This window comes from Microvirga arsenatis, assembly GCF_009910705.1.
Classification (GTDB): Bacteria; Pseudomonadota; Alphaproteobacteria; order Rhizobiales; family Beijerinckiaceae; genus Microvirga; species Microvirga arsenatis.
In genome coordinates this window covers 322362-345274 of sequence record NZ_JAAAXJ010000004.1, presented here as the reverse complement: position 1 = coordinate 345274, position 22913 = coordinate 322362, and the positions used below count along the sequence as shown (strand labels likewise).

17 protein-coding genes and 3 tRNA genes are annotated in these 22913 nt (G+C 68.5%); 9 read left to right on the top strand and 11 right to left on the bottom strand.

Translation table 11 applies throughout. The features are described from left to right. Positions 1-75 precede the first annotated feature (75 nt). Together GR303_RS10470 and GR303_RS10465 are read left to right on the top strand one after the other, a co-directional pair. Positions 76-537 (top strand): carboxymuconolactone decarboxylase family protein, encoded by a 462-nt coding sequence (locus tag GR303_RS10470; protein ID WP_161721995.1) that lies wholly within the window; start codon positions 76-78, stop codon positions 535-537. Next, entirely contained in the window at positions 524-1402 is an 879-nt protein-coding gene (locus GR303_RS10465; protein ID WP_161721996.1) for an RNA polymerase sigma factor SigJ, read from the top strand. Before GR303_RS10470 ends, GR303_RS10465 begins: the two co-directional genes overlap by 14 nt. A gap of 105 nt (positions 1403-1507) precedes the next feature. Here the strand turns inward: GR303_RS10465 and GR303_RS10460 are convergent, their stop codons facing one another. The 6 genes from GR303_RS10460 to tsaD all read right to left on the bottom strand — a co-directional run bounded on the left by GR303_RS10460 (position 1508) and on the right by tsaD (position 7632). Continuing rightward, positions 1508-2011 carry a L,D-transpeptidase gene (locus GR303_RS10460; protein ID WP_161721997.1) on the bottom strand — a complete coding sequence of 168 codons (504 nt, stop codon included), beginning with the start codon at positions 2009-2011 and terminating at the stop codon, positions 1508-1510. Between the two features lie 333 nt (positions 2012-2344). Continuing rightward, a complete protein-coding gene (gene acs / locus GR303_RS10455) occupies positions 2345-4303 on the bottom strand; it encodes an acetate--CoA ligase (RefSeq protein ID WP_161721998.1) in 1959 nt (652 codons plus the stop codon). 121 nt (positions 4304-4424) lie between these two features. After that, a complete protein-coding gene (locus GR303_RS10450) occupies positions 4425-4835 on the bottom strand; it encodes a DUF1761 domain-containing protein (protein ID WP_161721999.1) in 411 nt (136 codons plus the stop codon). A 39-nt stretch (positions 4836-4874) separates the two neighbouring features. Continuing rightward, on the bottom strand, positions 4875-5288 hold the full coding sequence (locus GR303_RS10445) for an EVE domain-containing protein (protein WP_161722000.1): 414 nt from the start codon (positions 5286-5288) through the stop codon (positions 4875-4877). 13 nt (positions 5289-5301) lie between these two features. Then, a complete protein-coding gene (locus tag GR303_RS10440) occupies positions 5302-6297 on the bottom strand; it encodes an NAD(P)H-dependent glycerol-3-phosphate dehydrogenase (protein WP_161722001.1) in 996 nt (331 codons plus the stop codon). A 279-nt stretch (positions 6298-6576) separates the two neighbouring features. Continuing rightward, complete coding sequence (gene tsaD / locus GR303_RS10435) at positions 6577-7632, bottom strand: tRNA (adenosine(37)-N6)-threonylcarbamoyltransferase complex transferase subunit TsaD (RefSeq protein WP_161722002.1); 1056 nt, start codon at positions 7630-7632, stop codon at positions 6577-6579. Positions 7633-7754: 122 nt separating this feature from the next. On the opposite strand from tsaD, the gene hemC reads away from it, so the two are divergent. The 7 genes from hemC to GR303_RS10400 all read left to right on the top strand — a co-directional run bounded on the left by hemC (position 7755) and on the right by GR303_RS10400 (position 13169). Further along, positions 7755-8681, top strand: a complete 927-nt coding sequence (gene hemC, locus GR303_RS10430) for a hydroxymethylbilane synthase (protein ID WP_161722003.1) — start codon at positions 7755-7757, stop codon at positions 8679-8681. Beyond that, positions 8681-9400, top strand: coding sequence for a uroporphyrinogen-III synthase (locus GR303_RS10425; protein ID WP_161722004.1), 720 nt, complete (start codon positions 8681-8683; stop codon positions 9398-9400). Before hemC ends, GR303_RS10425 begins: the two co-directional genes overlap by 1 nt. Before the next feature lie 171 nt (positions 9401-9571). After that, positions 9572-11185 carry a COG4223 family protein gene (locus tag GR303_RS10420; RefSeq protein ID WP_161722005.1) on the top strand — a complete coding sequence of 538 codons (1614 nt, stop codon included), beginning with the start codon at positions 9572-9574 and terminating at the stop codon, positions 11183-11185. Between the two features lie 15 nt (positions 11186-11200). Next, positions 11201-12790: a heme biosynthesis protein HemY gene (locus GR303_RS10415; RefSeq protein ID WP_161722006.1), complete on the top strand. Its 1590-nt coding sequence runs from the start codon at positions 11201-11203 to the stop codon at positions 12788-12790. Between the two features lie 82 nt (positions 12791-12872). Then, positions 12873-12948: transfer RNA gene (locus tag GR303_RS10410), tRNA-Thr, on the top strand. 42 nt (positions 12949-12990) lie between these two features. Next, positions 12991-13066 (top strand) — tRNA-Ala (locus GR303_RS10405). Positions 13067-13094: 28 nt separating this feature from the next. Beyond that, positions 13095-13169, top strand: a tRNA-Gly gene (locus tag GR303_RS10400). A 487-nt stretch (positions 13170-13656) separates the two neighbouring features. Here GR303_RS10400 and GR303_RS10395 read toward each other — a convergent pair. From GR303_RS10395 to GR303_RS10375, 5 genes are all read right to left on the bottom strand, one after another. Next, entirely contained in the window at positions 13657-15348 is a 1692-nt protein-coding gene (locus tag GR303_RS10395; protein ID WP_161722007.1) for a methyl-accepting chemotaxis protein, read from the bottom strand. Positions 15349-15621: 273 nt separating this feature from the next. Continuing rightward, complete coding sequence (locus tag GR303_RS10390; protein ID WP_161722008.1) at positions 15622-16509, bottom strand: cation diffusion facilitator family transporter; 888 nt, start codon at positions 16507-16509, stop codon at positions 15622-15624. A 192-nt stretch (positions 16510-16701) separates the two neighbouring features. After that, positions 16702-18684: an adenylate/guanylate cyclase domain-containing protein gene (locus GR303_RS10385; RefSeq protein WP_343038399.1), complete on the bottom strand. Its 1983-nt coding sequence runs from the start codon at positions 18682-18684 to the stop codon at positions 16702-16704. Between the two features lie 2 nt (positions 18685-18686). Beyond that, entirely contained in the window at positions 18687-22325 is a 3639-nt protein-coding gene (locus tag GR303_RS10380; RefSeq protein WP_161722009.1) for a FecR domain-containing protein, read from the bottom strand. A 159-nt stretch (positions 22326-22484) separates the two neighbouring features. Continuing rightward, positions 22485-22874 (bottom strand): response regulator, encoded by a 390-nt coding sequence (locus tag GR303_RS10375; RefSeq protein ID WP_161722010.1) that lies wholly within the window; start codon positions 22872-22874, stop codon positions 22485-22487. Positions 22875-22913 lie beyond the last annotated feature (39 nt).

The following is a 22913-nucleotide window of genomic DNA, read 5'->3' as shown; positions in this document are numbered from 1 at the left end:
GGGCCGCATGTCACATCCGGGCCTCCCGTCTCGTCTTATCGTCGTCAGCAACACGACGCATGAGGACTTAGGACGATGAAAGCCCGGTTGATCCCCTTCGAAGTCGCCCCCAGCTCCCTGAAGCCGATGCTGGAGTTGGAAGAGACCCTCAAGAAGAGCGGTCTGGAGCACAGCCTGATCGAGCTGGTGAAGACCCGCGCCTCGCAGATCAACGGCTGCGCCTATTGCATCCATATGCACACCAAGGATGCGCGGGCCAACGGCGAGAGCGAAGAGCGGCTTTATCTCCTCTCTGCCTGGCGGGAATCGCCCCTCTACAGCGGCCGTGAGCGGGCGGCTCTCGCCTGGACCGAGGCCCTGACCCTGGTGGCCGAGACCCACGCTCCCGATGAGGATTATGCGGAGCTCAGCCGGCACTTCACCCCTGTCGAGCAGGTCAATCTGACACTGCTGATCGGCGCCATCAACGCCTGGAACCGCCTGGCCATCGGCTTCCGGTCCGTCCATCCGGTCGAGGCGAGCCGTGCGGCCGCCTGAGGGCAACGCCGCGGACCAGTTCCAGCCTCTCAGGCCGGGGCTGGTCCGCCTCGCCTACCGGATGCTCGGCTCCATCGCGGAGGCCGAGGACGTGGTGCAGGAGGCCTATATCCGCTGGCACCAGACGGATCGAAACATGATCCGCGAACCGGGGGCCTTCCTGTCCAAGACCGTCACGCGCCTGTGCCTCGACATCCTCAAATCGGCAAGGGTGAAGCGCGAGACCTATATCGGGCCTTGGCTGCCGGAGCCGGTTCTGGAAACCGGTGACGAGGAGGATAAAGGCGAGGATCTCTCCCTGACGCTGATGATGGCGCTCGAACGCCTGTCGCCCCTGGAGCGCGCGGCCTTCCTCCTGCACGACGTCTTCGGCCTCGGCTTCGACGAGATCGCCGCGACCCTCGACAGGGATCCCGCCGCCTGCCGCCAGCTGGCAGCGCGCGCCAGGAAGAACGTTCGTGCCGAGCGCCCCCGCTATCCCATCGATCGAAGGGAGGGCGAGCGGATGACCGATGCCTTCTTCGCAGCTTCGCGCAGCGGCGACCTGTCTGCGCTGCGCAACCTCCTGGCGGAGAACGTCGTTTCCTATACCGACGGCGGAGGCATCCGGAATGCGGCTCTCAACCCGCTCTTCGGCTTCCGCAGGGTTTCAGGCCTGTTCATGGGCGTGGCTCGAAAGAATGAGGGCCGATTGCCGCCGCTTCTTTACAAGGGTCTGATCAACGGATTGCCGGGTTTCGTCACCCTTGAGGCGGACGGTGTGGTCCAGACCACAGCCCTCGACATCGAGGACGGCCGCATCGTCGGGATATACATCGTCCGCAATCCCGAAAAGCTCCGGCACCTTGTAGCTCTCGCGAACTGAGGAACCTTCGGCCATTCGGGCACCCGGAGAAGGCCTGCTCCGGCTGTTCGCTCGCCTCCAGGCGCGCCCGCGGTCCATCAGGCCTGCCGCAGGCGCATTTTGCGCTTATGGCACCACCACCACCCGCGTGCCGATGCTCACCTGGTCGTAGAGGTCCACGATGTCCTCGTTGAGCATGCGGATGCAGCCGTAGGACGCGAAGGTGCCGATGGAGCTCGGGCGGTTGGTGCCGTGGATGGCGTATTCGTCGAGGTTGAGGGTCAGCGCCCGCGCGCCCATGGGGTTGTTGGGCGCGCCGCCGGGGATCACGTCCGGCAGGCGCGGGTTGTCGCGCTTCACCTCCGCCGGCGGCGACCAGGCGGGCCTCACGTATTTGCCGTCGATCTGCGCCTCCCCGAACCACTGCTTGCCCGGCTTGCCCACCGCCACCCGGTAGCGAAGCGCCGTCCCGTCGCCGCGCACGTAGTAGAGCCGGCGTTCGCCGGTCTTGATGACGATGGTTCCGGCCGAGACGCGGCCCTCGAACGGCACGACCTCGCGGGCGGATACTGTCGGGGTGACGGCGATGCCGAGGATGGTGGCCAGGGTGAAAGCGGCGCGGATGCTCATGTCTCGAACCCTCCTGCGGAAACGGGTGAGGGTGAGACGCGGGAGATAAGGCTACGGTTCCCGTATGTGTGGGAACGTCATCCCGGGTGAGGCGCCGCTTCCCTCCCCCTTGCGGGGAGGGGTAGGGGTGGGGGTGGTCAGACTGGGTGAGACCTTTCCGTCATGGCCTGTCCCGGCCATCCCGATCCTGTGAGGCGCGGCGCTTTTCGCATCGGGATCACCGGCACAAGGCCGGTGATGACGTGGAGGGGGTCATCGAGAGCCGCGCTCCACCGTCCCGACCCCCACCCTGGCCCTCCCCGCAAGGGGGAGGGAAGAAGCCGCTTCGATCGCTCAAGCCGCCTGCGTGCGCTTGTTCTGGCGGTTGTTGATCAGGTCGTCGACCACGGTGGGATCGGCCAGCGTGGAGGTGTCGCCGAGCGAGCCGAACTCGTCCTCGGCGATCTTGCGCAGGATTCGGCGCATGATTTTTCCCGAGCGGGTCTTGGGCAGGCTTGGTGCGAACTGGATCAGGTCCGGCGAGGCGATGGGGCCGATTTCCTTGCGCACCCAGGCCACCAGCTCCTTGCGCAGGTCCTCCGAGGGCTCCTCGCCGGCCATCAGGGTCACATAGGCGTAGATGCCCTGGCCCTTGATGTCGTGCGGGTAGCCCACGACCGCCGCTTCCGACACCTTCGGATGGGCCACCAGCGCGGATTCCACCTCCGCCGTGCCCATGCGGTGGCCGGAGACGTTGATCACGTCGTCCACGCGGCCCGTGATCCAGTAATAGCCGTCGGCGTCCCGGCGGCAGCCGTCGCCAGTGAAGTACTTTCCGGGATAGGTGGAGAAGTAGGTCTGCACGAAGCGCTCATGGTCGCCGTAGACCGTGCGCATCTGCCCCGGCCAGGAATCGGCGATCACCAGATTGCCCTCGCAGGCCCCCTCCAGCACCTTTCCGTCCGCATCCACCACCTGCGGCTCCACGCCGAAGAACGGACGGGTGGCAGAGCCGGGCTTGAGCTTCGTGGCGCCGGGCAGCGGCGTGATCAGGATGCCGCCGGTCTCCGTCTGCCACCAGGTGTCGACGATGGGGCAGCGGCCGTCGCCCACCACCCGGTGATACCATTCCCAGGCTTCCGGATTGATCGGCTCGCCCACGGAGCCGAGCAGGCGAAGCGACTTGCGCGAGGTCTTCTTCACCGGCTCCTCGCCCGCCTGCATGAGCGAGCGGATCGCGGTGGGCGCGGTGTAGAAGATGTTGACCTGATGCTTGTCGATCACCTCCCAGAAGCGGGAGATCGACGGATAGGTCGGCACGCCCTCGAACATGAGCGTCGTGGCGCCGTTCGCCAGCGGTCCGTAGAGGATGTAGGAATGGCCCGTCACCCAGCCCACATCCGCGGTGCACCAGTAGATGTCGCCGTCGTGGTAGTCGAAGACGTATTGGTGCGTCATCGAGGCATAGACGAGATAGCCGCCGGTGGTGTGCAGCACGCCCTTCGGCGCGCCGGTCGAGCCGGAGGTGTAGAGAATGAAGAGCGGGTCCTCCGCGTTCATCTCCTCGTAGGGGCACTCGTCGGAAACCTGCGCCGCGGCCTCGTGATAGTAGACGTCGCGGCCCGGCACCATGTTCACGGCGCCGCCCGTGCGGCGCACCACCAGCACGTGGTCGACCACGCCCGCGCCGACCCGCTCGATGGCGGCGTCCACGTTCACCTTCAACGGAACCTTGCGGCCGCCGCGCAGGCCCTCGTCGGCGGTGACGATGAAGGCGGACTTGGCGTCCTGGATGCGGCTGGCAAGCGAATCCGGCGAGAAGCCGCCGAACACCACGGAATGGATGGCGCCGAGCCTGGCGCAGGCGAGCATCGCATAGGCGGCTTCCGGGATCATCGGCATGTAGATCGTGACCCGGTCGCCCTTGGCGACGCCGCGGTTGCGCATGATGTTGGCCATGCGGTTCACCTCCGCATAGAGCTCGCGGTAGGTGATCTTCTTCGATTCCGACGGGTCGTCGCCCTCCCAGATGATGGCGACCTGGTCGCCGCGGGTGTGGAGGTGCCGGTCGATGCAGTTATAGGCCACGTTGGTGACGCCGTCCTCGAACCAGCGGATCGAGACGGTATCGGGGCCGAAATGGGTGTTCTTGATCCGGGTCGGGGCCTTGAACCAGTGGATGCGCCTGGCTTCCTCGGCCCAGAAGGCCTCCGGGTCCTTGACCGAAGCCTCGTACTTCGCCCGGTAGCCTGCGTCGTCCAGATAGGCGCGGTGGGTCCACTCTGACGGCACGTCGTAGATCTTCTCTTCCATGGCGCTTCTCCCAGACGCTTGCGGGATGAATTTAGCGCTAGATTTACGGAAAGAGAGAGGCTTCGGGCAAGCGGGGCCGGGATCGGACTTTGGTCTTTGCTACTTTCGGGGGCTCAGGCCCTCAAGAGCCGAATGCACCGATGACAGCTCCCTCGACCAGGAGCACAGCCAGCCAGTGGCCGCTGTCGATGACGGTCAGCATCGGGCGCGCTCCGCTATAGGCATGATTCACGACCATGCTGGTGGCGACGAAGCCGAGCCACGCCAGAAAGCCTGTGGCGATCCCGCTGCCGAGGGTCGGTGATCCGATCTGGACCAGGAGAACGGCAAGCACGAACGCCATCACCAATTCGGCGGCGAAGGCGATGATGAAGGGACCCGCCGGTGGCCTGCCGGTCGGGCCGATCAGTTCCTCACGGGACTTTCCGAGGGCCGCCATCCAAGGCTTCCCTAGGGCCGTGTACCAGACCGCCCCGGTGAGCCATGCGGCGACGGCTGCCAAGATGATCGCAAGATAATCGATGTCAGGCATTCTTCAGACCCTCAAGGAGGGATCATGATACAAGGTTTCCTAGAGCCCGCCCATCCGGCACACGATCTCCCATTCCTCGTCCGTCACCGGCTGCACCGAGAGGCGGGAATTGTTGACGAGGATCATCTTTTCGAGGCCGGGCTGCTTCTTGATCGCGTCCAGGGTCACCGGCTTCGGAAGGGCCTTCACGGCCTTGATGTCCACCATGCCGAACTTGCCCGTCTCGTCCGTGTGGTCGGGGTAGTATTCCCGGATCACCTCGACGATGCCGACCACCGCCTTGCCCTCGTTCGAATGATAGAAGAAGCCCTGCTCGCCCAGCTTCATCGCCATCAGGTTCTGCTTGGCGACGTGGTTGCGCACGCCGTTCCAATGGGTGCCTTTCGCGCCTTGGGCAACCTGCTGGTCCCAGGACCAGACGGAGGGTTCGGACTTGTAGAGCCAGCGGGCCATTTCTACTCTCGACTCAATGCTCGGGCTTGATGGGACGGTTCATGAGCGCATCGACCGCCTCCTTGAGGTTCCATGCGCCGTTCAGGATGTTCTCCACGGCTTCCGCGATCGGCATGTCGACGCCTTTTGCGCGCGCCAGCGCCACCAGGGCGCCTGCGGTGGCGGCGCCCTCCACCAGCTTGCCGCCGGCGGCCTCCTCGACGCTCAGGCCCCGACCGAGGCGCTGGCCGAAGGCGAAGTTGCGCGATTGCGCCGTGGAGCAGGTGAGCACCAGGTCGCCGAGGCCCGAGAGCCCCATCAGGGTCTCGGGCTTGGCCCCATAGGCGCGGGCGAAGCGCAGGAGCTCGGCGAAGCCGCGGGCGATCAGGGCAGCCTTGGCGCTCTCGCCGAGGCCCCTGCCGGCGACGGCGCCGCAGGCGATGGCCAGCACGTTCTTCGCCGCCCCGCCGATCTCGACCCCGCGCACGTCGTCCCGGTGGTAGACGCGCAGCGTCGGGCCGGAGAGGGCGTTGGCCAGCGCCTCGGCCAGAGCCGCGTCGCGGGAGGCGAGGGTCACGGCTGTCGGCAGCCCGCGCGCCACGTCATGGGCGAAGCTCGGGCCGGACAGCACGGCGACGGGCGCACCGGGGCGCACCTCTTCCACCACGTCGCAGAGAAAGGCGTTGGTGCCTCGCTCGATGCCCTTGGCGCAGAGCACCAGCGGCGCTGCCACGGGCAGAACGGAAGCAAGGGCCGTGCTCATGTCCCGCGTCGTCTGCGCAGGCGTGACGAGAAGAACCGCACGGGTCGAGGCCAGAGCGGCGAGTTCGGCGGTCGGGCGGATGCGCTCGTGAAGCCTCACGCCGGGCAGGCAGCGTTCGTTGGCGCGCGTTGCCGCGAGGGTTGCCGCCTGCTCGGGCGAGCGCATCCAGAGCACCACGTCGCGGCCCGCTGCGGCGGCTGCGTTGGCGAGCGCCGTCCCCCAGGCTCCGGCTCCGGCGATGCCGATGGGTTGAACCTGTGCTGTCATTTCACAGCCTGTCGGTCGATGCTCTCACCCGCCGACCTCATCCTGATGGCTTGGCTCGAAAAGGCCGCCGCGGTCATCCCCTCCCCCTTGCGGGGAGGGGTAGGGGTGGGGGTGGTTCGACCGGGTGAGCGAGAGACGAGATGTGCGCTGTAGCGATCGCATGCCCTCCGAATGAAGCCCGAGCTCGGACTTTGCGACCCCCACCCTTCATCCCTCCCCGCAAGGGGGAGGGAAACACCCGCCTCAACTTTTATGGGATAGTCTTGTGCAACGACCATGTCACGCCTTCGCTCCCGCCTCGTCGCGGCTGGTGTCGAGGGGCCAGCGGGCGCGGGCGGGGGCTCCGATGTCGTCGATGAGGCCGAGGCGCATGCGCTCGAGACCCGCCCAGGCGATCATGGCGCCGTTGTCGCCGCACAGGTGGAGCGGCGGCGCCACGAGCTTGAGGCCGGCTTCGACGGCGAGCCGCTGCAGCCCCTGGCGCATGCCCCCGTTGGCGGCGACGCCGCCCGCCACCACGAGGGCCGCCGGATGGCCGGCGATCTCGCGGAAGGCGCGAAGCCCGACGCGGGTGCGGTCCACCACCACGTCGACGATGGCGGCCTGGAAGCTGGCGCAGAGGTCGGCGATGTCGCTGGCGGTGAGCGGAGCGATCCGCTCCGCCTCGATCCGCACGGCGGTCTTGAGGCCCGACAGGGAGAAGTTCGGCTCGGGCCTGCCCTGCATGGGACGCGGGAAGGCGAAGCGCTCGGGATTCCCCTTGGCTGCCTCGCGCTCCACATGCGGCCCGCCGGGATAGGGCAGCCCCAGCATCTTGGCGACCTTGTCGAAGGCCTCGCCGATGGCGTCGTCGATGGTGGTGCCGAGCCGCACGTAATCGCCCACGCCGCGCACCGCCACGAGCTGGGTGTGGCCGCCGGAGGCGAGCAGCAGCAGGTAGGGAAAGCCGATGCCGTCGGTGAGCCGCGCGGTGAGCGCGTGCGCTTCGAGATGGTTCACCGCCATCAGGGGCTTGCGCGTGACGAGCGCGATGGCCTTTGCCGTGGTGAGCCCCACCAGCACGCCGCCGATGAGGCCGGGGCCGGCAGCCACCGCGATGCCGTCGAGGTCCCTCACGGAGCAGTTCGCGTTCTTCAGGGCGCGGGCGATCAGGCGGTCGATCACCTCCACATGGGCACGCGCCGCGATCTCCGGCACCACGCCGCCATAGCGGGCGTGCTCGGCGATCTGGCTCAGGACCTCGTTGGACAGGATCTCGCCGCGCCCGTCGAAGCCGACGCCCACCACGGCGGCCGCGGTCTCGTCGCAGGTGGTCTCGATGCCTAGAATGCGCATGATCGGTGGCTGCTCGAATTAAGGTGTTGTCCGGACTTCCGGCCCGGCCCTCCTCCCCCTATAGTCCGCCCCGCCGCACAAGATCAAACAGCGAAATCGCTTTTCAGGAGAGCAGAACCGGAATGGCCGCTTCACCCACCCTGGTCATCGGGACGCGGGGCAGCCCGCTGGCGCTGGCCCAGGCCCACGAGACGCAGGACCGGCTGGTCGCCGCCCATGGCTGGGCCGTGGAGCACCTGCCCCTGTCGATCATCAAGACCACGGGCGACGCCATCCAGGACCGGCCCCTCTCGGAAGCGGGCGGCAAGGGGCTCTTCACCAAGGAGCTCGACATCGCGCTGCTCGAGGGCGCCATCGATCTCGCCGTCCACTCCGCCAAGGATCTCCCGACCATCCTGCCGGAGGGCATCGCGATCGCAGGCTTCCTGCCGCGCGAGGACGTACGCGACGCCTTCATCAGCCATCGCTTCAAGAGCATCGGCGACCTGCCGCAGGGTGCGGTCGTCGGCTCCGCTTCGCTGCGGCGCCAAGCGCAGATCCGCCGCCTGCGGCCCGATATCCGGGTCACCCTCCTGCGCGGCAACGTGCAGACGCGTCTCGCCAAGCTCGAGCGCGGCGAGGTCGACGCCACGCTGCTCGCCATGGCGGGCCTGCGCCGTCTCGGGCTCACCGACCACGTGACCGCTGTTCTCGAGACGGACGACTTCCTGCCGGCCGTGGGGCAGGGTGCCATCGCCATCGCCGTCCGCGCCGGGGACGAGCGGGTGCGCGAGGCGCTTCAACCCATTCTCGATGCGCCGACCGGCCGGGCGCTCGCGGCCGAGCGGGCTTTCCTGACGATTCTCGACGGCTCCTGCCGGACGCCGATCGCGGGTCATGCGCGGCTCATCGGCGGCGAGCTCGAGATCCGCGGCCTCGTGCTGCGCCCGGACGGGTCCGAGAGCCTGGAGGCCGTGCGCCGCGGTTCCCCGGACGACGCCGTGGCCCTCGGGCGTGAGGCCGGAAGCGAGCTGCGCGCGCGCATGCCAGCCGGGTTCCTGAACGCCTGATGCAGGTTCTCGTCACCCGCTCTCCCGAGGATGCCGCGCGCACGGCGCAAAAGCTCGAGGCCCGCGGCCACGAGGCGGTGCTGGCACCCGTCACCCGGATCGTGCCGACCGGCGAGCCCGCTCCGGCGGCGGCTTACGATGCGCTGATCGTCACCAGCGCCCATGCGCAGCAGGCCCTCGCCGCGCTCGACCGGGAAAAGCCGGTCTTCGCCGTGGGCGAGCGCACCGCCGAAGCGGTGCGGACGGCAGGTTTTGCCGAGATTGTCGTGGCGGCGGGCGACGCGGTGTCCCTGTCGCGCCTGATTCGCGAGCGGCTGCCGTCCGGCCTGACGCTCCTGCACGTGACCGCCCGCCACCACAAGGAGGAACCCGCCGCATCCCTGCGTGCCGCCGGGTTCACCCTGCTCCCATGGCAGGCCTACGAGGCGCGCGCCGTCGAGCGCCTTCCGGAGCGCGCGGCGGAGGCTCTGCGCTCTGGCCAAATCGGAGCGGCGCTCCATTATTCCCGACGGAGCGCGGATCTCGTGGTTCGGCTGGCGGAGGAGGCGGGTCTGGCAGCCGGGCTCCGGGCCTTTCCTCATCTCTGCCTGTCGGCCGATGTGGCCGCGCCCCTGGCATCGGCAGGCGCCGAGACCCTCGTGGCGGAGGATCCATCGGAGGAGGCGCTCCTGAGGGGCTTCGAAGGCCTCTCGCGACCTCCGCCGGTGCTTCATCCGTGATCCCGTATGGGGATCTTTGCTCAGGGAGAGGATCATGATCCGATGACGCTGGCGATTCCGGCCGATCACGCACCTTCGAGGGAACGAAACGCTGCGCTCAAGCTTGCCTCATTTGCCTTTCAGATTGTCCGCCCGACCTTTTCGCCCAAGCGATCCACGCAAGAGTGACCCGTGACCGATTCATCCGATCCCCCACGCCAGAAGCCGCCCCGCAGGAAATCCTCCCGTGAGCCGGCGACCATCGACCTGAAGGCCACCGTGATCGACGACGGCAAGGTCGGTCCCGAACCGGCCGACGGCGCACGGGACACAGCGGGCGAGGAGGCGCGCGCCACTGAAGCTGCCACGGCGGAGACCCTGCAGTCGGCTCATCAGGACGAGATCATCGCGAACGCCGGCGAGCCCCCCGCCGAGGCGGTGGTCGCCTCGCCGGAAGCGAGCCTCGATTCGGGCCCGGGCACCGACACGCTGCCCTCGGGAGCCTTCGTGCAGGATCCTGCCGGGCAGGACATGGCGGCCCGCGAGGCGGGCCTGCAGGACAGCCTTTCCGCGCCGCCCCCGGAGGAGCCGCCTGCCGGCGAGTCCCACACCGGGAGCGCTCCGCCCCCCGCGGCTCCGGAGCGGCGCAGCTCCGCCGGCGCGCTCATCGGATCCGGCCTCCTCGGCGGCCTCGTCGGGGCGGGACTCGTCTATGGATTGCAGGCCTGGCAGGCGCCTCCGGCCCAGGACGGCCAGCGGCTCGCCCAGCTGGAGCAGCGCGTGAATGCCCTGAGGCAGCAGCCGGCCCCTGCAGGACAGCCCCAGAACGCCTCCGCCCTCGAAGGCCGCATTCAGGCGCTCGAGAACGCCCGCGGAGAGCTCGACCGGCGCCTCCAGGGCATCCAGAGCGCCGCCGAGCAGGCGGCCCGGCAGGCGGAATCCGCCCTGAACCGGCCCCTGCCGGAAGCGGCCCCCGCCCAGGCGGCGCCCCAGAACGAGGCCGCGCTCGCGGACCTGTCCAGCCGGCTCTCGGCCCTGGAGGAGCAGGTTCGCACGAATGCGCAGAATGCCACTGGCGTGGCGAGCACCCTGCAGGAGATCGACCGCCGGATCGCGGACCTCGACCGCCGCTTCGGGGAGCAGGAGCGGCGGATCGGCGAGGTCGACCGGCGCTCCTCCGAGGTCGAGCGCCAGCTCACCGAAAACGGGCGCCGGCTCGGCGAGCAGGACCAGCGCCTTGCCGCTTTGTCCCGGCAGGCGGCCGAGAACACCCGCAACGCTGCAGCAGCAAGCCAGACCGGAACCCGGGTGGTCCTGGCGGGCCGGCTGAACGACGCCCTTCAGAGCGGCACGCCCTATGCGGAGGTGCTCGACGGCATCCGGAAGGCGGGCGCGGATCCTGCCCGCGTGGCCCCTCTCGAACCCTTCGCCCAGGAAGGCGCGCCCACGGCGGCCGAGCTGGCCGAGAGCTTCGGATCCGTGGAGACGGCGATCCTGCGCGAGAGCCGGGGGCCTGCCGAGAGCTGGACGGACCGTATCCTGCGCATGGCGGACAAGGTCGTGACGGTCAGGTCCGTGAACGAAGCGGGCTCCAGCGGCGTTCCTGCCCTCGTCGCCCGCATCCGCCAGGCCCTGGATCGCGGCGACGTGGCGGCGGCGGCGGCGGCCTGGGACTCCCTTCCGGAGCCGGCGCGGCGGGCTTCCGAGGAATGGGGCCGCCAGGTCAAGGCCGTAGCCGGGGCGCACCAGGCGGCGCAAGGCCTCAGCGCCGACGCCCTCGCCACCCTCAACCGCACGACGCAATAAAAGGATTGGCCCAGCATGTGGCGCGCTCTCGTCTTCATCGGTCTTCTCTGCGTCGCCGCCTTCGGCGCGGTCTGGCTGGCCGACCGGCCCGGCACAGTCCTGATCACCTTCGCGGGCTACGAGATCCAGATGTCGGTGGCGGTGGCCGCCGTCGCGCTGGCGGGCCTCGCGTTTTTCCTGGCGCTGCTCTGGTCCCTGGTTTCGGGCCTCCTGCGCCTGCCCTCGCGCCTGACCTTCGCCTCGCGGGCGCGGCGGCGCGCCCGGGGCTACCAGGCGGTGTCCCGCGGCATGGTGGCCGTGGGAGCGGGCGACACCATCGCCGCCCGCCGCTACGCCAACGAGGCCGAGCGCCTGCTCGGCCGCGAGCCTCTGACGCTCCTCCTCAAGGCGCAGGCGGCGCAGGTCTCCGGCAACCGCGAGGCGGCCGAGGCCGCCTTCGCGCAGATGATGGAGGAGAACGAGACCCGGGTGCTGGGCCTGCGCGGTCTCTTCGTCGAGGCGCGCCGCCGGGGCGATGCGGCCTCCGCGCAGCAATATGCCTCCGAGGCGCTCCGCCTGGCCCCGGCCGCGGCCTGGGCAAGCGATGCGGTGCTGGAGTCGCGCTGCGCCGAGCACGACTGGCGCGGCGCCCTCGAGGCGGTCGAGCGGCGCACGTCGCTGGGCCTCCTCGACAAGGGCACCGCCCGGCGACACCGGGCCGTCCTGCTCACGGCGGACGCCCTGGAGCGCGTCGATCACGATCCGGAGGGCGCGCTCAGGAGCGCCCTCGATGCGGTCAAGCTCGCGCCCGATCTCGTGCCGGCGGCGGCGCTCGCCGGCCGCATGCTCTCGCGCAAGGGCGACCTGCGCCGCGCCGCCAAGGTCGTGGAGGCCGCCTGGCGCAGCCTGCCGCATCCGGAGCTGGCCGACGTCTACCTCAACCTGCGGCCGGGCGATTCGGGCCTCGACCGCCTGAAGCGCGCCGAGACCCTGATGCGGCTCTCCGGCGGCGCGTCCGAGGGCCGTCTCGCCGTAGCCCGCGCAGCCCTCGAGGCGCGCGAGTTCGACCGCGCCCGCCAGGCGCTCGAGCCGCTGCTGCAGGACCGGCCGAGCATGCGCGTCTGCCTCCTGATGTCCGATCTGGAACAGGCGGAGCACGGCTCCACCGGCCGGGGCCGGGAGTGGCTTGCCCGCGCCACCCGCGCCCCGCGGGACCCGGCCTGGATCGCCGACGGGGTGATCTCGGATCATTGGATGCCGATCTCGCCGGTGACCGGCCGTCTCGACGCCTTCGTCTGGCAGGCGCCGCCGGACGTGCTCGTCGCGCCGGAGCTGACCCTGCACGACGACGTGACGGCGGATCTCGACGACGCACCGAAGCCCCTGCCGCCCGCGCCTGCGCCCCAACCCGCTCCCGAACAGGCCGCGCCGAGCGAACCGCCCGCCGAGCCGAAGCCCGATGTCCTGAAGAGCGAGCTGAAGGCGGCCTTGAACTCCGCGGAGCCGGTGAACGAGGAAGCGCCCCTTCCGCCCCCCGGTCCGGTGGTCTTCCCGGCCACGCCGCCGGACGTGCCGAAGCCCAAGGAAGAAGCGGCCGCCCGCCGCAGCGTTTTTTCGGTCTGGTAGGGGTTTTCAGGCTCCTCCCGCCCTTGCCAAGCGGCGGGGGAGGGGGTAAGAGGGCGGCCTCTCGGATCGCAGCGATTGCGATGCCGCAATAGCTCAGCTGGTAGAGCACCTCATTCGTAATGAGGGGGTCGGGGGTTCGAATCCCTCTTGCGGCACCATTCCCATCCTCGGCGGCGCCGGAGATGGGAGAGGAATGGCAGGGGGTCATAGCTCAGTTGGGAGAGCGCTTGAATGGCATTCAAGAGGTCGGCGGTTCGATTCCGCCTGGCTCCACCATCCTGCTGAAGGCGACGAGAGGGAGCGTGCGGGTGTAGCTCAGGGGTAGAGCACAACCTTGCCAAGGTTGGGGTCGAGGGTTCGAATCCCTTCGCCCGCTCCATTTCCTTCCTGATCGGAAGACATGAACAAGGCGCCCTCGGGCGCCTTTCGTGTTTCGGGCTCGGCCCAAGCAGACGGGCCCGTTCCATGAGGGAAACGGGCCCGCGGTGACTCGGGGTCACACGTCATCAACGTTCATCCGGCGCGAAGGCCGGCTTCCGATTCCAGATTGTCGAGCCGAGGAATGCCTCCACGCTCAGAGTCGCCTCGTGGAGGGAGCCTTCAGCTCAGGCGCTGTCGCGATGAGAGCCTCCATCCAGTCAGGCCGAGGCGGGTGCCCGGTCGCCGTGCTGCGGAGGATCGGCCTCCTCGAGGAACCCGCTGGAGTATCCGCCGATCCGAATGTGCGACGGGCGCTTTCCGGGAAAGGGGATCGCGAACCGTCATCAACAAAAGCCGCTCGAGGGATGCTTGTTTCAGCGTGGCGGCAAAGAAAAACCCGGCCGATGCCGGCCGGGCTTTTCGGTTTGGTCAATCGAGCAGATGTCTCACGCCGCTTTGACGCCGTGGAGGAACTCCGCGACTTCGCGGGAGAGATCGTTGGAGTGGCGGGAGAGCTCCTGGGCGGCGCCGAGCACCTGGGAGGCGGCCGAGGTGGTCTCGCCGGCGCCCTGCTGCACGTCCACGATGCTGCCGGTCACGGCCTCCGTGCCGCGCGCCGCCTCCTGCACGTTGCGGGCGATCTCGGCGGTGGCCGCGCCCTGCTCCTCCATGGCAGCCGCAATCGAGGTCGAGATCTGGCTCATCTCGGTGATGGTGCGGGCAATCTCCTGGATCGCCGCCACCGTCTGCTGGGTGGCCTGCTGCACCGAGCCGATCTGGGCCGAAATCTCCTCGGTCGCCTTGGCGGTCTGGGAGGCCAGCTCCTTCACCTCGGTGGCCACCACCGCAAAGCCCTTGCCGGCCTCGCCGGCGCGTGCCGCCTCGATGGTGGCGTTGAGCGCGAGCAGGTTGGTCTGGCCGGCAATGGTGTTGATCAGCTGCACCACGTCGCCGATGCGGCTGGCGGTGGCCGCCAGATCCTGCACCGCCGCATCGGTGCGCTGGGCGCCCTGCACGGCCCGGTCGGCGATCTGGGAGGACTGCGCCACCTGGGCCGAGATCTCGCGGATGGAAATGGAGAGCTCTTCCGTGGCAGCCGCTACCGTCTGCACGTTGGCCGAGGTCTGCTGGGCCGCCGAGGAGACGGCAATCGACTGCTGCGTGGTCTGGCCGGCCACGGCCGTCATGGTCTGGGCGGTGGCCTCCATCTCGGTGGCGGCCGAGGACAGCCCCTGCGTCAGAGCCGACACGTTCGCCTCGAAACGACGGGTGAGCTGGTCCAGCATCTCCGCACGACGCATCTTGGCCTGGTTCTCCACCTCCTGCGCGGCCGCCAAGCGCCGGGCTTCGAGCGCGTTGTCCTTGAACACCTGCAGCGCCCTGGCGAGCTGACCCACCTCGTCCTTGCGCTCGCCCCCGGTGACATCGACGGTGAGATCGCCCTCGGCCAGCCGGCCCATCGCTCCGGTCATGGCGCCCAGAGGACGCGTCACACCATACACAACAATCAGACCAAGCAAGCCAATCGCCAAACCAAGGCCCACGGCGGACGAGACGATCAGCTTCGTGGAGGTGAAGGACGCGATCTCGGCGGCGTTGACCTTGGCCTCTTCAAGGGCCCTGGCATTGGCCTCCGCCCGCTCGTCGAGCGCACCGGACGTCTTCTGGCGCAGCGTCCGTCCCTCGCCGGTGGAGAGCTGGAAGGCGGCATCCGTTTCGTTGAGCTGCGCATGAGCGATGGTCCTGCTCATGACGGCGAAATATTCTTCGACCGTTTTCTTCAGCTGCTCGTTTCTGGCGCGGCGCTCCGCCGTGTCCGACAGGGCGATCAGCGCATCCAGATCCTTCAGCGCCGCTTCCTTGGCCTCCCGGTAGGCCTTGTCGTAAATGGCCATTTCCTGGAAGCGGGTCTCGATGATCAGGTTCTTCTCCTGGATTGCGGCCTCGTTCACATGGGCCTTGATCTCCAAGGCAAGGCTGCGCCGGGCCGCATGCAGATCGACGATCTCCTGGGTTTCTTTCTGCAACGTATCGAGGCCGTTCTTCGCAAAAAAGATGAGGCCGATCGCAACGGCCATCATCACGATGACCGGGATCGCCAGCTTCGTCACAATCTTGAGGTTGTTCAAGGCTCGCATGGCTCTACATGGCCTGCCCGCATCGCCGCGAGAGGCGCGCGCCCCCACGACGCGCTCAATCAGGCAGCGTAGTTATAAGATCGGCACCCGAGGGCAGTCATACGCAGAACTACGTAGCAACGCTGAAATATAGTGCCTCGAACCCGATCAAATTACAAAGAAATTTTACTGTTTCTTAAGCAACATGCTTCCGCGAATCCTCGGCAATGCGCTGCCGGCGATCCCCGTCGGAGGGTTCGTGCATCCCAAGACGCTGGTCCGGAAGGGTCTCTGCTACAGAACGACGATGCCTGCGTGCTTGGCCTTGTCGTCGGGCTCCACGTGGATCGTGATGAGCGCGTCCTCCACATCGGCCTTCAGGGCCCGCTCGAGGCGGTCGCAGATCTCGTGCGCCTCGGTGACGCTCATGGCGCCCGGCACGACGAGATGGAAGTCGATGAAGGTCATCCGGCCCGCATGGCGCGTGCGCAGGTCATGCGCTTCGATGGCACCCTCCGCGTTCTTGGCGATGATCTCGCGCACGCGGGCGAGAGTCGCCTCGGGCAGGGCCTCGTCCATGAGGCCGCCGATGCTCTCCTTCATGAGGCCCCAGCCGGACCAGAGGATGTTGACGGCCACCACGGCCGCCAGAGCGGGATCGAGCCAGTGCCAGCCCGTCACGGGAACGAGCAGCAGGCCGACGAGAACGCCTGCGGAGGTGACCACATCGGTGAGAAGATGCCGCCCGTCGGCCACGAGGGCCGGCGAGCGCAGGCGCCGCCCGCGGCGGATGAGGGTCCAGGACCATGCCGCGTTGATCACCCCGGCGATCGCGTTGAGGGCGAGGCCCTCCATGGGCGCATCGACGATCTTCGGGGTCATCAGGCCGAGATAGGCCTCGCGCAGGATGGCGAGCGCCGCCACGATGATGAGCACGCCCTCCAGCACCGCCGAGAAATACTCCACCTTGTGGTGACCGTAAGGATGGTTGGCATCGGCCGGGGCGGCGCTGACCCGCACGGCCAGGAACGCCGCGACCGCCGTGACCATGTTGATGATGCTCTCCAGCGCGTCCGAGAAGAGCGCTATGCTGCCTGTGATGTAGTAGGCGGCATATTTCAGGACGAAAACAGCGGTTCCGACGAATATGCTGCCGATGGCAAGTCTTTGAACCTTGTCCATGGCGCGACACGAAAAAGAGGGCTCGGCAGGGAGACGAGGCGAGCTTATAAAGCCTGCTCCGGCAAGCGCAAGATCTTGGTTTTACTTGCACATCGTTTGCAAGATCAACTCGGGGAAGCCGCAGTTTTTCAGGCCGTCGAGCCGGGTCCGCGGCAGAGGGCTCGAGCGCCGATGCGGGCCTGCCGGCAGAGGTCACTCGGGGATGGAAGCGGCCTTGACCATCAGCTTCCTGTAGTAGTTCGACAGGGAGGGGGCGAGGGTCTGGCAGTGCCGGACGAGCTCCAGGGCCTCCACCCGCTTTCCCGCGCCGATGGTATCGAGGAGCGTGGGATGCAGCTCCGCGAGTTCCGCAAGGGCGGGATCCCGGCGCTGATCGGCCGGCGCGACGATGGTGAAGATGGCCGATTTCTCGGTGCGCCCCTTCACGGCGATGCGATCGAGCTCGATGAGCACGAAATGCTCCTGCAGGGCCTGGGCGGTGGCGGGGCCCAGCACGATGGAGACGCCGTATTCCTTCGACAGGCTCTCCAGGCGCGAGGCGAGGTTCACCGTGTCGCCGAGCACGGAATAATCGTAGCGCCAGCGCGATCCCACATTGCCGACCACGCAGTCGCCCGTGTTGATGCCGACCCCGATGGCGAAGACCGGCGCATCCTCGCCCTGTTCCTGCCGCAGCTCCGCGTTGAGGGTTTTGACCGCCTCCAGCATGCGCATGGCGGCGCGGGCGGCGCGGAGGGGGTGGTCCGGGCTGGGCAGCGGCGCGTTCCAGAACGCCATCACGCAGTCGCCGATGTACTTGTCGATGGTGCCGCCTTCCGCGAGCACGGCCTCGGAGAGCGGGTCGAGCAGGCGGTTGATGAGCGTGGTCAGCCGCTCCGGCTCGTCCTTCAGCTTCTCCGACAGGGTGGTGAAGCCGCGCACGTCGCAGAACAGGATCGTCAGGTTGCGCCGCTCGCCGCCGAGCTTGAGCGCCGAGGGATCGCGGGCGAGGCGCGCCACGAGCTCCGGCGAGAGATAGCGCGAGAAGGCTTCCGACACCGTGCGGCGCAGATGCCGTTCGCGGGCGTAGTCGAGGCCGAAGCGGGTTCCGAACACGGCGAGCGCCGCGGCCACCGGCAGGGCGGGCGGCGCCCAGACCCGCTCGAACCGGAGCAGCGCCCAGGCGCCGACGATGAAGAAGCCGAGCACGAAGAGCGCCGCGAGGCCCGTGCGCCAGGTGACGCCGTGGGTGGAGAAGGCCGCGGCCAGGAAGGCGCCGGCGACCACGAGCACCGCCATGGCCAGCGGCGGCACGGGCAGCACGTAGAGGCCGTGGCGCAGGTTGTCGAGGATATTGGCCTGCACCTCCACCCCGGGGGTGAGGGTGTTCTCCGTCACGGTGTAGGGGGTGGGAAAGGCATCGGGGGTGCCGATGTCGGCGGAGGTCGCCTGCTTCAGGCTCAATCCCACCAGGACGATGCGGTCCCTGAAGAAGCCCGGCGGCAGGAAATTCGCCGGGTCGAGGGCCTGGTAGTAGGAGGCCCGGGGATAGGTGTAGGCCGGCCCGAGATACTGGATCAGCGCACCCTCGGGCGCCGCCGGCCGGGGCTCCCCGCTCAGGCGCAGGGCTTCGCCGGCGAGGCTGTCGCGCATCCGGGGCATGCGCCGCAGGTAGGCGTCCCCGTCGAGATCGACCGAGGCCACGCCCGCCGCCGCGCCGGCATCCAGGAAGGCGTCGAGCGGGCTGACCCGGGTGACCTGCACGCCCTGGCTCAGGAGGGTGGTGACGTCGTCCGCCGCCAGCACCACGTCCGGTCCGAGCGCCTTCGCGAGGGCAGCGTCCGCTTCCTCGGTGGAGGGATCGGCGAAGACGATGTCGAAGACGATGGTCTTCGCGCCCGCCGCGCGCAGGCTTTCGACGAGCTTCGCATGAATCTGCCGCGGCCAGGGCCAGCGCTGGCCGACCTCGCCGATGGAGGGCTCGTCGATCGCCACCACGACCGCTCCCCACTCCTCGAGCGCCGGCGGCGAGACCACCGAGAGAAGATCGTAGAGCCGCGCCTCGATGAGGCGCATGGGCGAGAAGAAGAACACGAACGGGACCAAAAGGGCCGCAACGATCCCGGCCATGGCGAAATGGCGCCAGAGGGGCTCTCCGGCGCCATGATGTCCTGCCGTTGCGGGACTCTCGCTCACGCTCAGAACCGGGCCTTAAGGCTCGCCTCGAAGGTGCGTCCCGGCCCACGGATGTCAGGGGCCAGCTCGTAGTTCTCATCGAACAGGTTGAGCACGCTTAGGCCGAACATGAGGCGCCGGTCAGGAGTCTCCCAGGTGAGGGCCGCATCCGACGTCCAGTAGGAGTCGATTTCGCGCCCGGCGAGGTTGCCCTTGATGTCGCCTACGAACGTGCCGGCAAGCGTGAACTTGAGGCGGCTCGGGTGAACGAAAGTCATGCCGGCACGGGCGAACTTGCCGGCGATGAAGGGCACGTCTGCGCCGCGGGCCTCCCCAGAGCTCACCTCGGACGCGATCGTGCCGATAGTGCCGAACACGCCGATGCCATGGGTGAGCCACAGGTTCGCCGTTGCCGCGAGGCGCTCGATGCGCGCCCTCTCGATGTCGATGCTGTCGAAGGAATAAGGCATCGGGAGGCTCACGTTCTGCGCTTCCTGGCGCTGGTACTCCACGGCGGTGAAGACGTGGGGTGACCATTCCGCGTCCCAGCGCAGGGCCAGGGTCTCGGTTTCTGCGCCCAACTGCGTGGGCAGGGCATTCGGCACCAAGCCCACGGTGGTCACCGGCGCCAGGGTGAAGGCGATGGGTTGCACCCGATCCTGGCGATAGGCTGCCCGCAGCCATTGCCCTTCGAAGGGGGAGATGCCGAGCCCCACCCGCGGCGACACCGCCTCGTCCTCGCGCTGTCCCTCGATCTTGACGGTGCTGCGCTCGATCCCAGCCTGCGCCTCGAACCAATCTGAGGGGCGCCAGAAGACATCCGCATAAAGCCGCGTGCCGCTGAAGCTGGCATCCGTCCGCTCATCGATATCGGTGAAGTCGAAGGCACCGGTGTCGATGTTGTAGACGTAGGAACGACCTTCGGTTCGGGCGATGCTCCGCCCGCGCTGCGCCTCGAAGCCGTATTGCAGGGTCAGGTCGCCTAAGCCGATCATGTGCGACACGGCCGCCGAGGCACCCTCGGTTCTGTTGCGCTCCCAGGTGGTGCCGCCCACGAGGAAGCCGGGAATGTTGGTGGTGGCCGCATCGGTGAAGCGGCGGTCCAGGCCGTTCAGGCCGAAGACTGCCGCCGTAAGCACGTTGTGGTCGCTGAAGCTGTGGCTCCAGCCGGCGCCGCCCAGCATGGAGGCGGTGTTCTGGCGCCCCTGGAAGAGGTTGGTGGGCGTGTTGATCCGCGCCAGCGCGGGGTCTTGGCCAGAGGCGGCCCCGAACACCAGGAAGCGGTTGGCGGCGGACGGGGCCGAGCCGATGAAGAAGCTGCCGTTGTCCGCATCCTCGCGGTCGATGGGATCGCGCCCGTTCGGCCTGGTGCGGCTCGCCGTGAGGGTGAAGGAGGTGGGAAGCGGCTCATTCGAGAAGCCTTGTACCGTTGCATCCGCCCCCCAACCGTAGCGGCCGTTCTGGTGCAGGAGCGAGCCGCCGACCTCCACGTCGAGGAAGGGGCGGCGGAGCAGATCGAGGCGCCCAATGCGGCCGGAGACGGCGAGCGGGTCGAAGAAAAGGCCTTGGATGGTGAGGTTGAGGGCGGTCAGGTCCGCGCCGACGCCGCTTTCAATGGTGGAGATGCTAGGTCTGCCCGTGACGAGGGCCGGCCGCTCCACCGCGGCCTGGTCGAAATAGGTGGATGCGCTGAAGCGATCGAAGACGCGGTCGCCGTAGAAGCGCGACCACTCGTTCAGGTTCAGGAAGCGATAGGCTTGGGCGGGATAGGAGCCGCCCTCCTTGTTGATCGCCAGGCCCGCGAAATCGCCGCCCCGCTGGCGGTAGCGCCGCACGGCCTCCCGCGCGGCCAGCACGGCCTGGTCTGCCTGGTACTGGTCGATGGCGATAGCGGTGCGGAAGCTTGCGACCACCGGATCGTTCGGGTCGAGACGGTCCGCATTGTCGAGGGCTTGGTCCGCCAGTTCCTCCTCGCCGTTCTGGTAATAGGCTACGGCGGCCATGAGCACGCCCTGGGACAGGCCTGGATTTGCAGCCGAGCCGGCGAGGATGGCCTCGAGGCCCTTGGCGGCCTCGCCCTTCTGCAGCAGGTAGCGGCCGCGGGCGATGTAGCCGACGGAGAAGGCAGGGTCGAGGGAGAGCGCCTTGTCAATCAAGGCTCCCGCCTCCTCGACCCGGTTCTGGTCCAGGAGCAGGATTGCCAGGTTGGCATAGGAGACGGGGCTGCCGGGATCAGCCTCGATGCCGCGGCGCAGGGCCTCTTCGGCGGCGAGCGGCCGGTCCCGGTCGGACTCGAACAGGCCGAGGCTGTTCCACACGTTGGAATTGCCCGGCGCGATGGCGGCGGCCCGGCGCAGGGCCTCCACGGCCGCATTCACCTCGCCGTCGATGTCGCCGCGGATGTTGCTATCGGTTGCGATCACCTCCGGGTCGTCCGGATCGATCGCCTTAGCCTGGGCGATGGCCTCGCGCATCTCCTCGCGCCGGTTGAGGGCATAGGCAATCTGCGCTGCCATCACCGCGAGGCGGGCATCATTGGGAAAGCGCTTGCGGGCCTCCCGCAGCACGTCCGCCGCGGCCTGCAGGTCCTGCCGGAAGGCCACCACATAGGCGTGGGCCAGCACGGCGAAGGGATCGTTGAGCGCAAGCCTCGGCTCCGGGTAAGCCCGCTTCGGATCCGCGAGGGACTGGGCGACGTAGCGCCCGTAGGCTGCGAAGATGTGCCGCTTCGGATCTACGCCCCGCTCGACCTTGGCGAACAGCGCCGCCGCCTCCCGCCAGCGGTGCTGGGAGCCGAGAAGGGCCGCTTCCACCAAGTCGGCACGGGCGCGTTGCGATGCGCTCAAGCCCCGGCTTCGCGCCTCGGCGAGGGCCTGGGCAGCGGCCGCGCGCCCGTCGAGAGACGGGGCGATCTCCGCGAGCGACAGCCAGTCCTCGGCGCTACGCGCACCGGGCGCGATCGCCGCGATCCGCGCGCGCTCCGCCCGCAGGGCGGGACCGGCCAGCGGCGAGGTGGAAATGGAGGAGAAGGTGTCGCGCAGGCTCATGTAGAAGAGCATCTGCTCGCGATCCTCGGAGTTCGTGAGCACGAACTTCGTCGGGGCCTGCCCGATGGTCGCCACGGCGCCCTCGCCCTGACGGACGGTGACGGAGCCCTGCGGGTTGGAGAGCTCCACCACGCCTTCGAGCACGACGAGGGAGGTGCGGCCGCCCTCGACGGAGAGGGACCAGTCCGTGCCGCGGATGGCGGCGACGGCCGCCGGGGTCTTCACGTCCACGCCCGAGCCGCCGCGGGCCGCGCGGGCCCAGATGCTGCCGCCCTGGAGGCTGAGCTGGGTGTTGCCCGCGCCTCCCCCGGCCACGTCGTTCACCGTCAGCACCGAATTGCGGCCGACCCGGATCTGGGTCTGGTCGGCGAACAGGATCGCCAGGTTGCCGATCTCGTTGGTGCGCAGGGTATCGCCGCCGACCACGTTCTGCTGGATGGGGGCCGTGCGCCAGAGGTCTTCCCGCACGAAGCGCATTTCCTCGCCGCCCTTGACCGCGACGATGGCGCCGGCGGCGGGCGTGGGGCGGGGCACGGGGGTTTGGGCCTGCGCGTCCGCGAGGCAAAGCGCCAGGGCGCTCGTGGCGGCCAGAAGCCTGAAGGATCGAAGGGGCATGACGGACCGGCTGATCGAAGATACCTGCTCTAACGTTACCCGACCTTAGCAGGAAGGGCGCAGGATCAAAGCCGATTCACATGGCGGCCGCTGTGTTTTGGAGCACAGGGTGAACGGTTGCGGCAGATCCGCCACAGATCCATGCCGCGGCAGGGCCGATCAGGCGGCCCCGCCGCGCGCCATGAGCAGCTTCTGCTTCAGGTCGTGCTGGGCAAAGGGCTTCTGCAGGACCGGACGGTCGCGGAAGGCATCGCGGATGCCGGCGCTGCCGTAGCCCGTGGAGAACACGAAGGGGATGGAGCGCTGGGCCAGGGCCTCTGCAACCGGATAGATCGGCTCGCCTGCCACGTTCACGTCGAGGATGGCCAGATCCACCTTCTCGCGGGCGACCGCATCGAGGGCGACGGAGAGCCGGGCGGCCGGGCCGATCACCTCGCAGCCGAAATCGAGAAGCATGTCCTCCAGCAGCAGGGAAATCGCGGCCTCGTCCTCGACCACGAGGATCCGCAGGCCGTTGAGTTCGCCGTCGCTCGTTACGCTATCGGTCACGGTTATACTTTCTTTCACGCAGGGCGCTGGCGGAGTGCT

Bases quoted from the DNA above. Each gene is read 5' to 3' on its own strand.
- GR303_RS10395 (WP_161722007.1), bottom strand. From the start codon at position 15,348: ATGCGAGCCTTGAACAACCTCAAGATTGTGACGAAGCTGGCGATCCCG.
- GR303_RS10415 (WP_161722006.1), top strand. From the start codon at position 11,201: ATGTGGCGCGCTCTCGTCTTCATCGGTCTTCTCTGCGTCGCCGCCTTC.
- tsaD (WP_161722002.1), bottom strand. From the start codon at position 7,632: ATGCGCATTCTAGGCATCGAGACCACCTGCGACGAGACCGCGGCCGCC.
- acs (WP_161721998.1), bottom strand. From the start codon at position 4,303: ATGGAAGAGAAGATCTACGACGTGCCGTCAGAGTGGACCCACCGCGCC.
- GR303_RS10390 (WP_161722008.1), bottom strand. From the start codon at position 16,509: ATGGACAAGGTTCAAAGACTTGCCATCGGCAGCATATTCGTCGGAACC.
- hemC (WP_161722003.1), top strand. From the start codon at position 7,755: ATGGCCGCTTCACCCACCCTGGTCATCGGGACGCGGGGCAGCCCGCTG.
- GR303_RS10425 (WP_161722004.1), top strand. From the start codon at position 8,681: ATGCAGGTTCTCGTCACCCGCTCTCCCGAGGATGCCGCGCGCACGGCG.
- GR303_RS10445 (WP_161722000.1), bottom strand. From the start codon at position 5,288: ATGGCCCGCTGGCTCTACAAGTCCGAACCCTCCGTCTGGTCCTGGGAC.
- GR303_RS10380 (WP_161722009.1), bottom strand. From the start codon at position 22,325: ATGCCCCTTCGATCCTTCAGGCTTCTGGCCGCCACGAGCGCCCTGGCG.
- GR303_RS10460 (WP_161721997.1), bottom strand. From the start codon at position 2,011: ATGAGCATCCGCGCCGCTTTCACCCTGGCCACCATCCTCGGCATCGCC.
- GR303_RS10450 (WP_161721999.1), bottom strand. From the start codon at position 4,835: ATGCCTGACATCGATTATCTTGCGATCATCTTGGCAGCCGTCGCCGCA.
- GR303_RS10440 (WP_161722001.1), bottom strand. From the start codon at position 6,297: ATGACAGCACAGGTTCAACCCATCGGCATCGCCGGAGCCGGAGCCTGG.
- GR303_RS10470 (WP_161721995.1), top strand. From the start codon at position 76: ATGAAAGCCCGGTTGATCCCCTTCGAAGTCGCCCCCAGCTCCCTGAAG.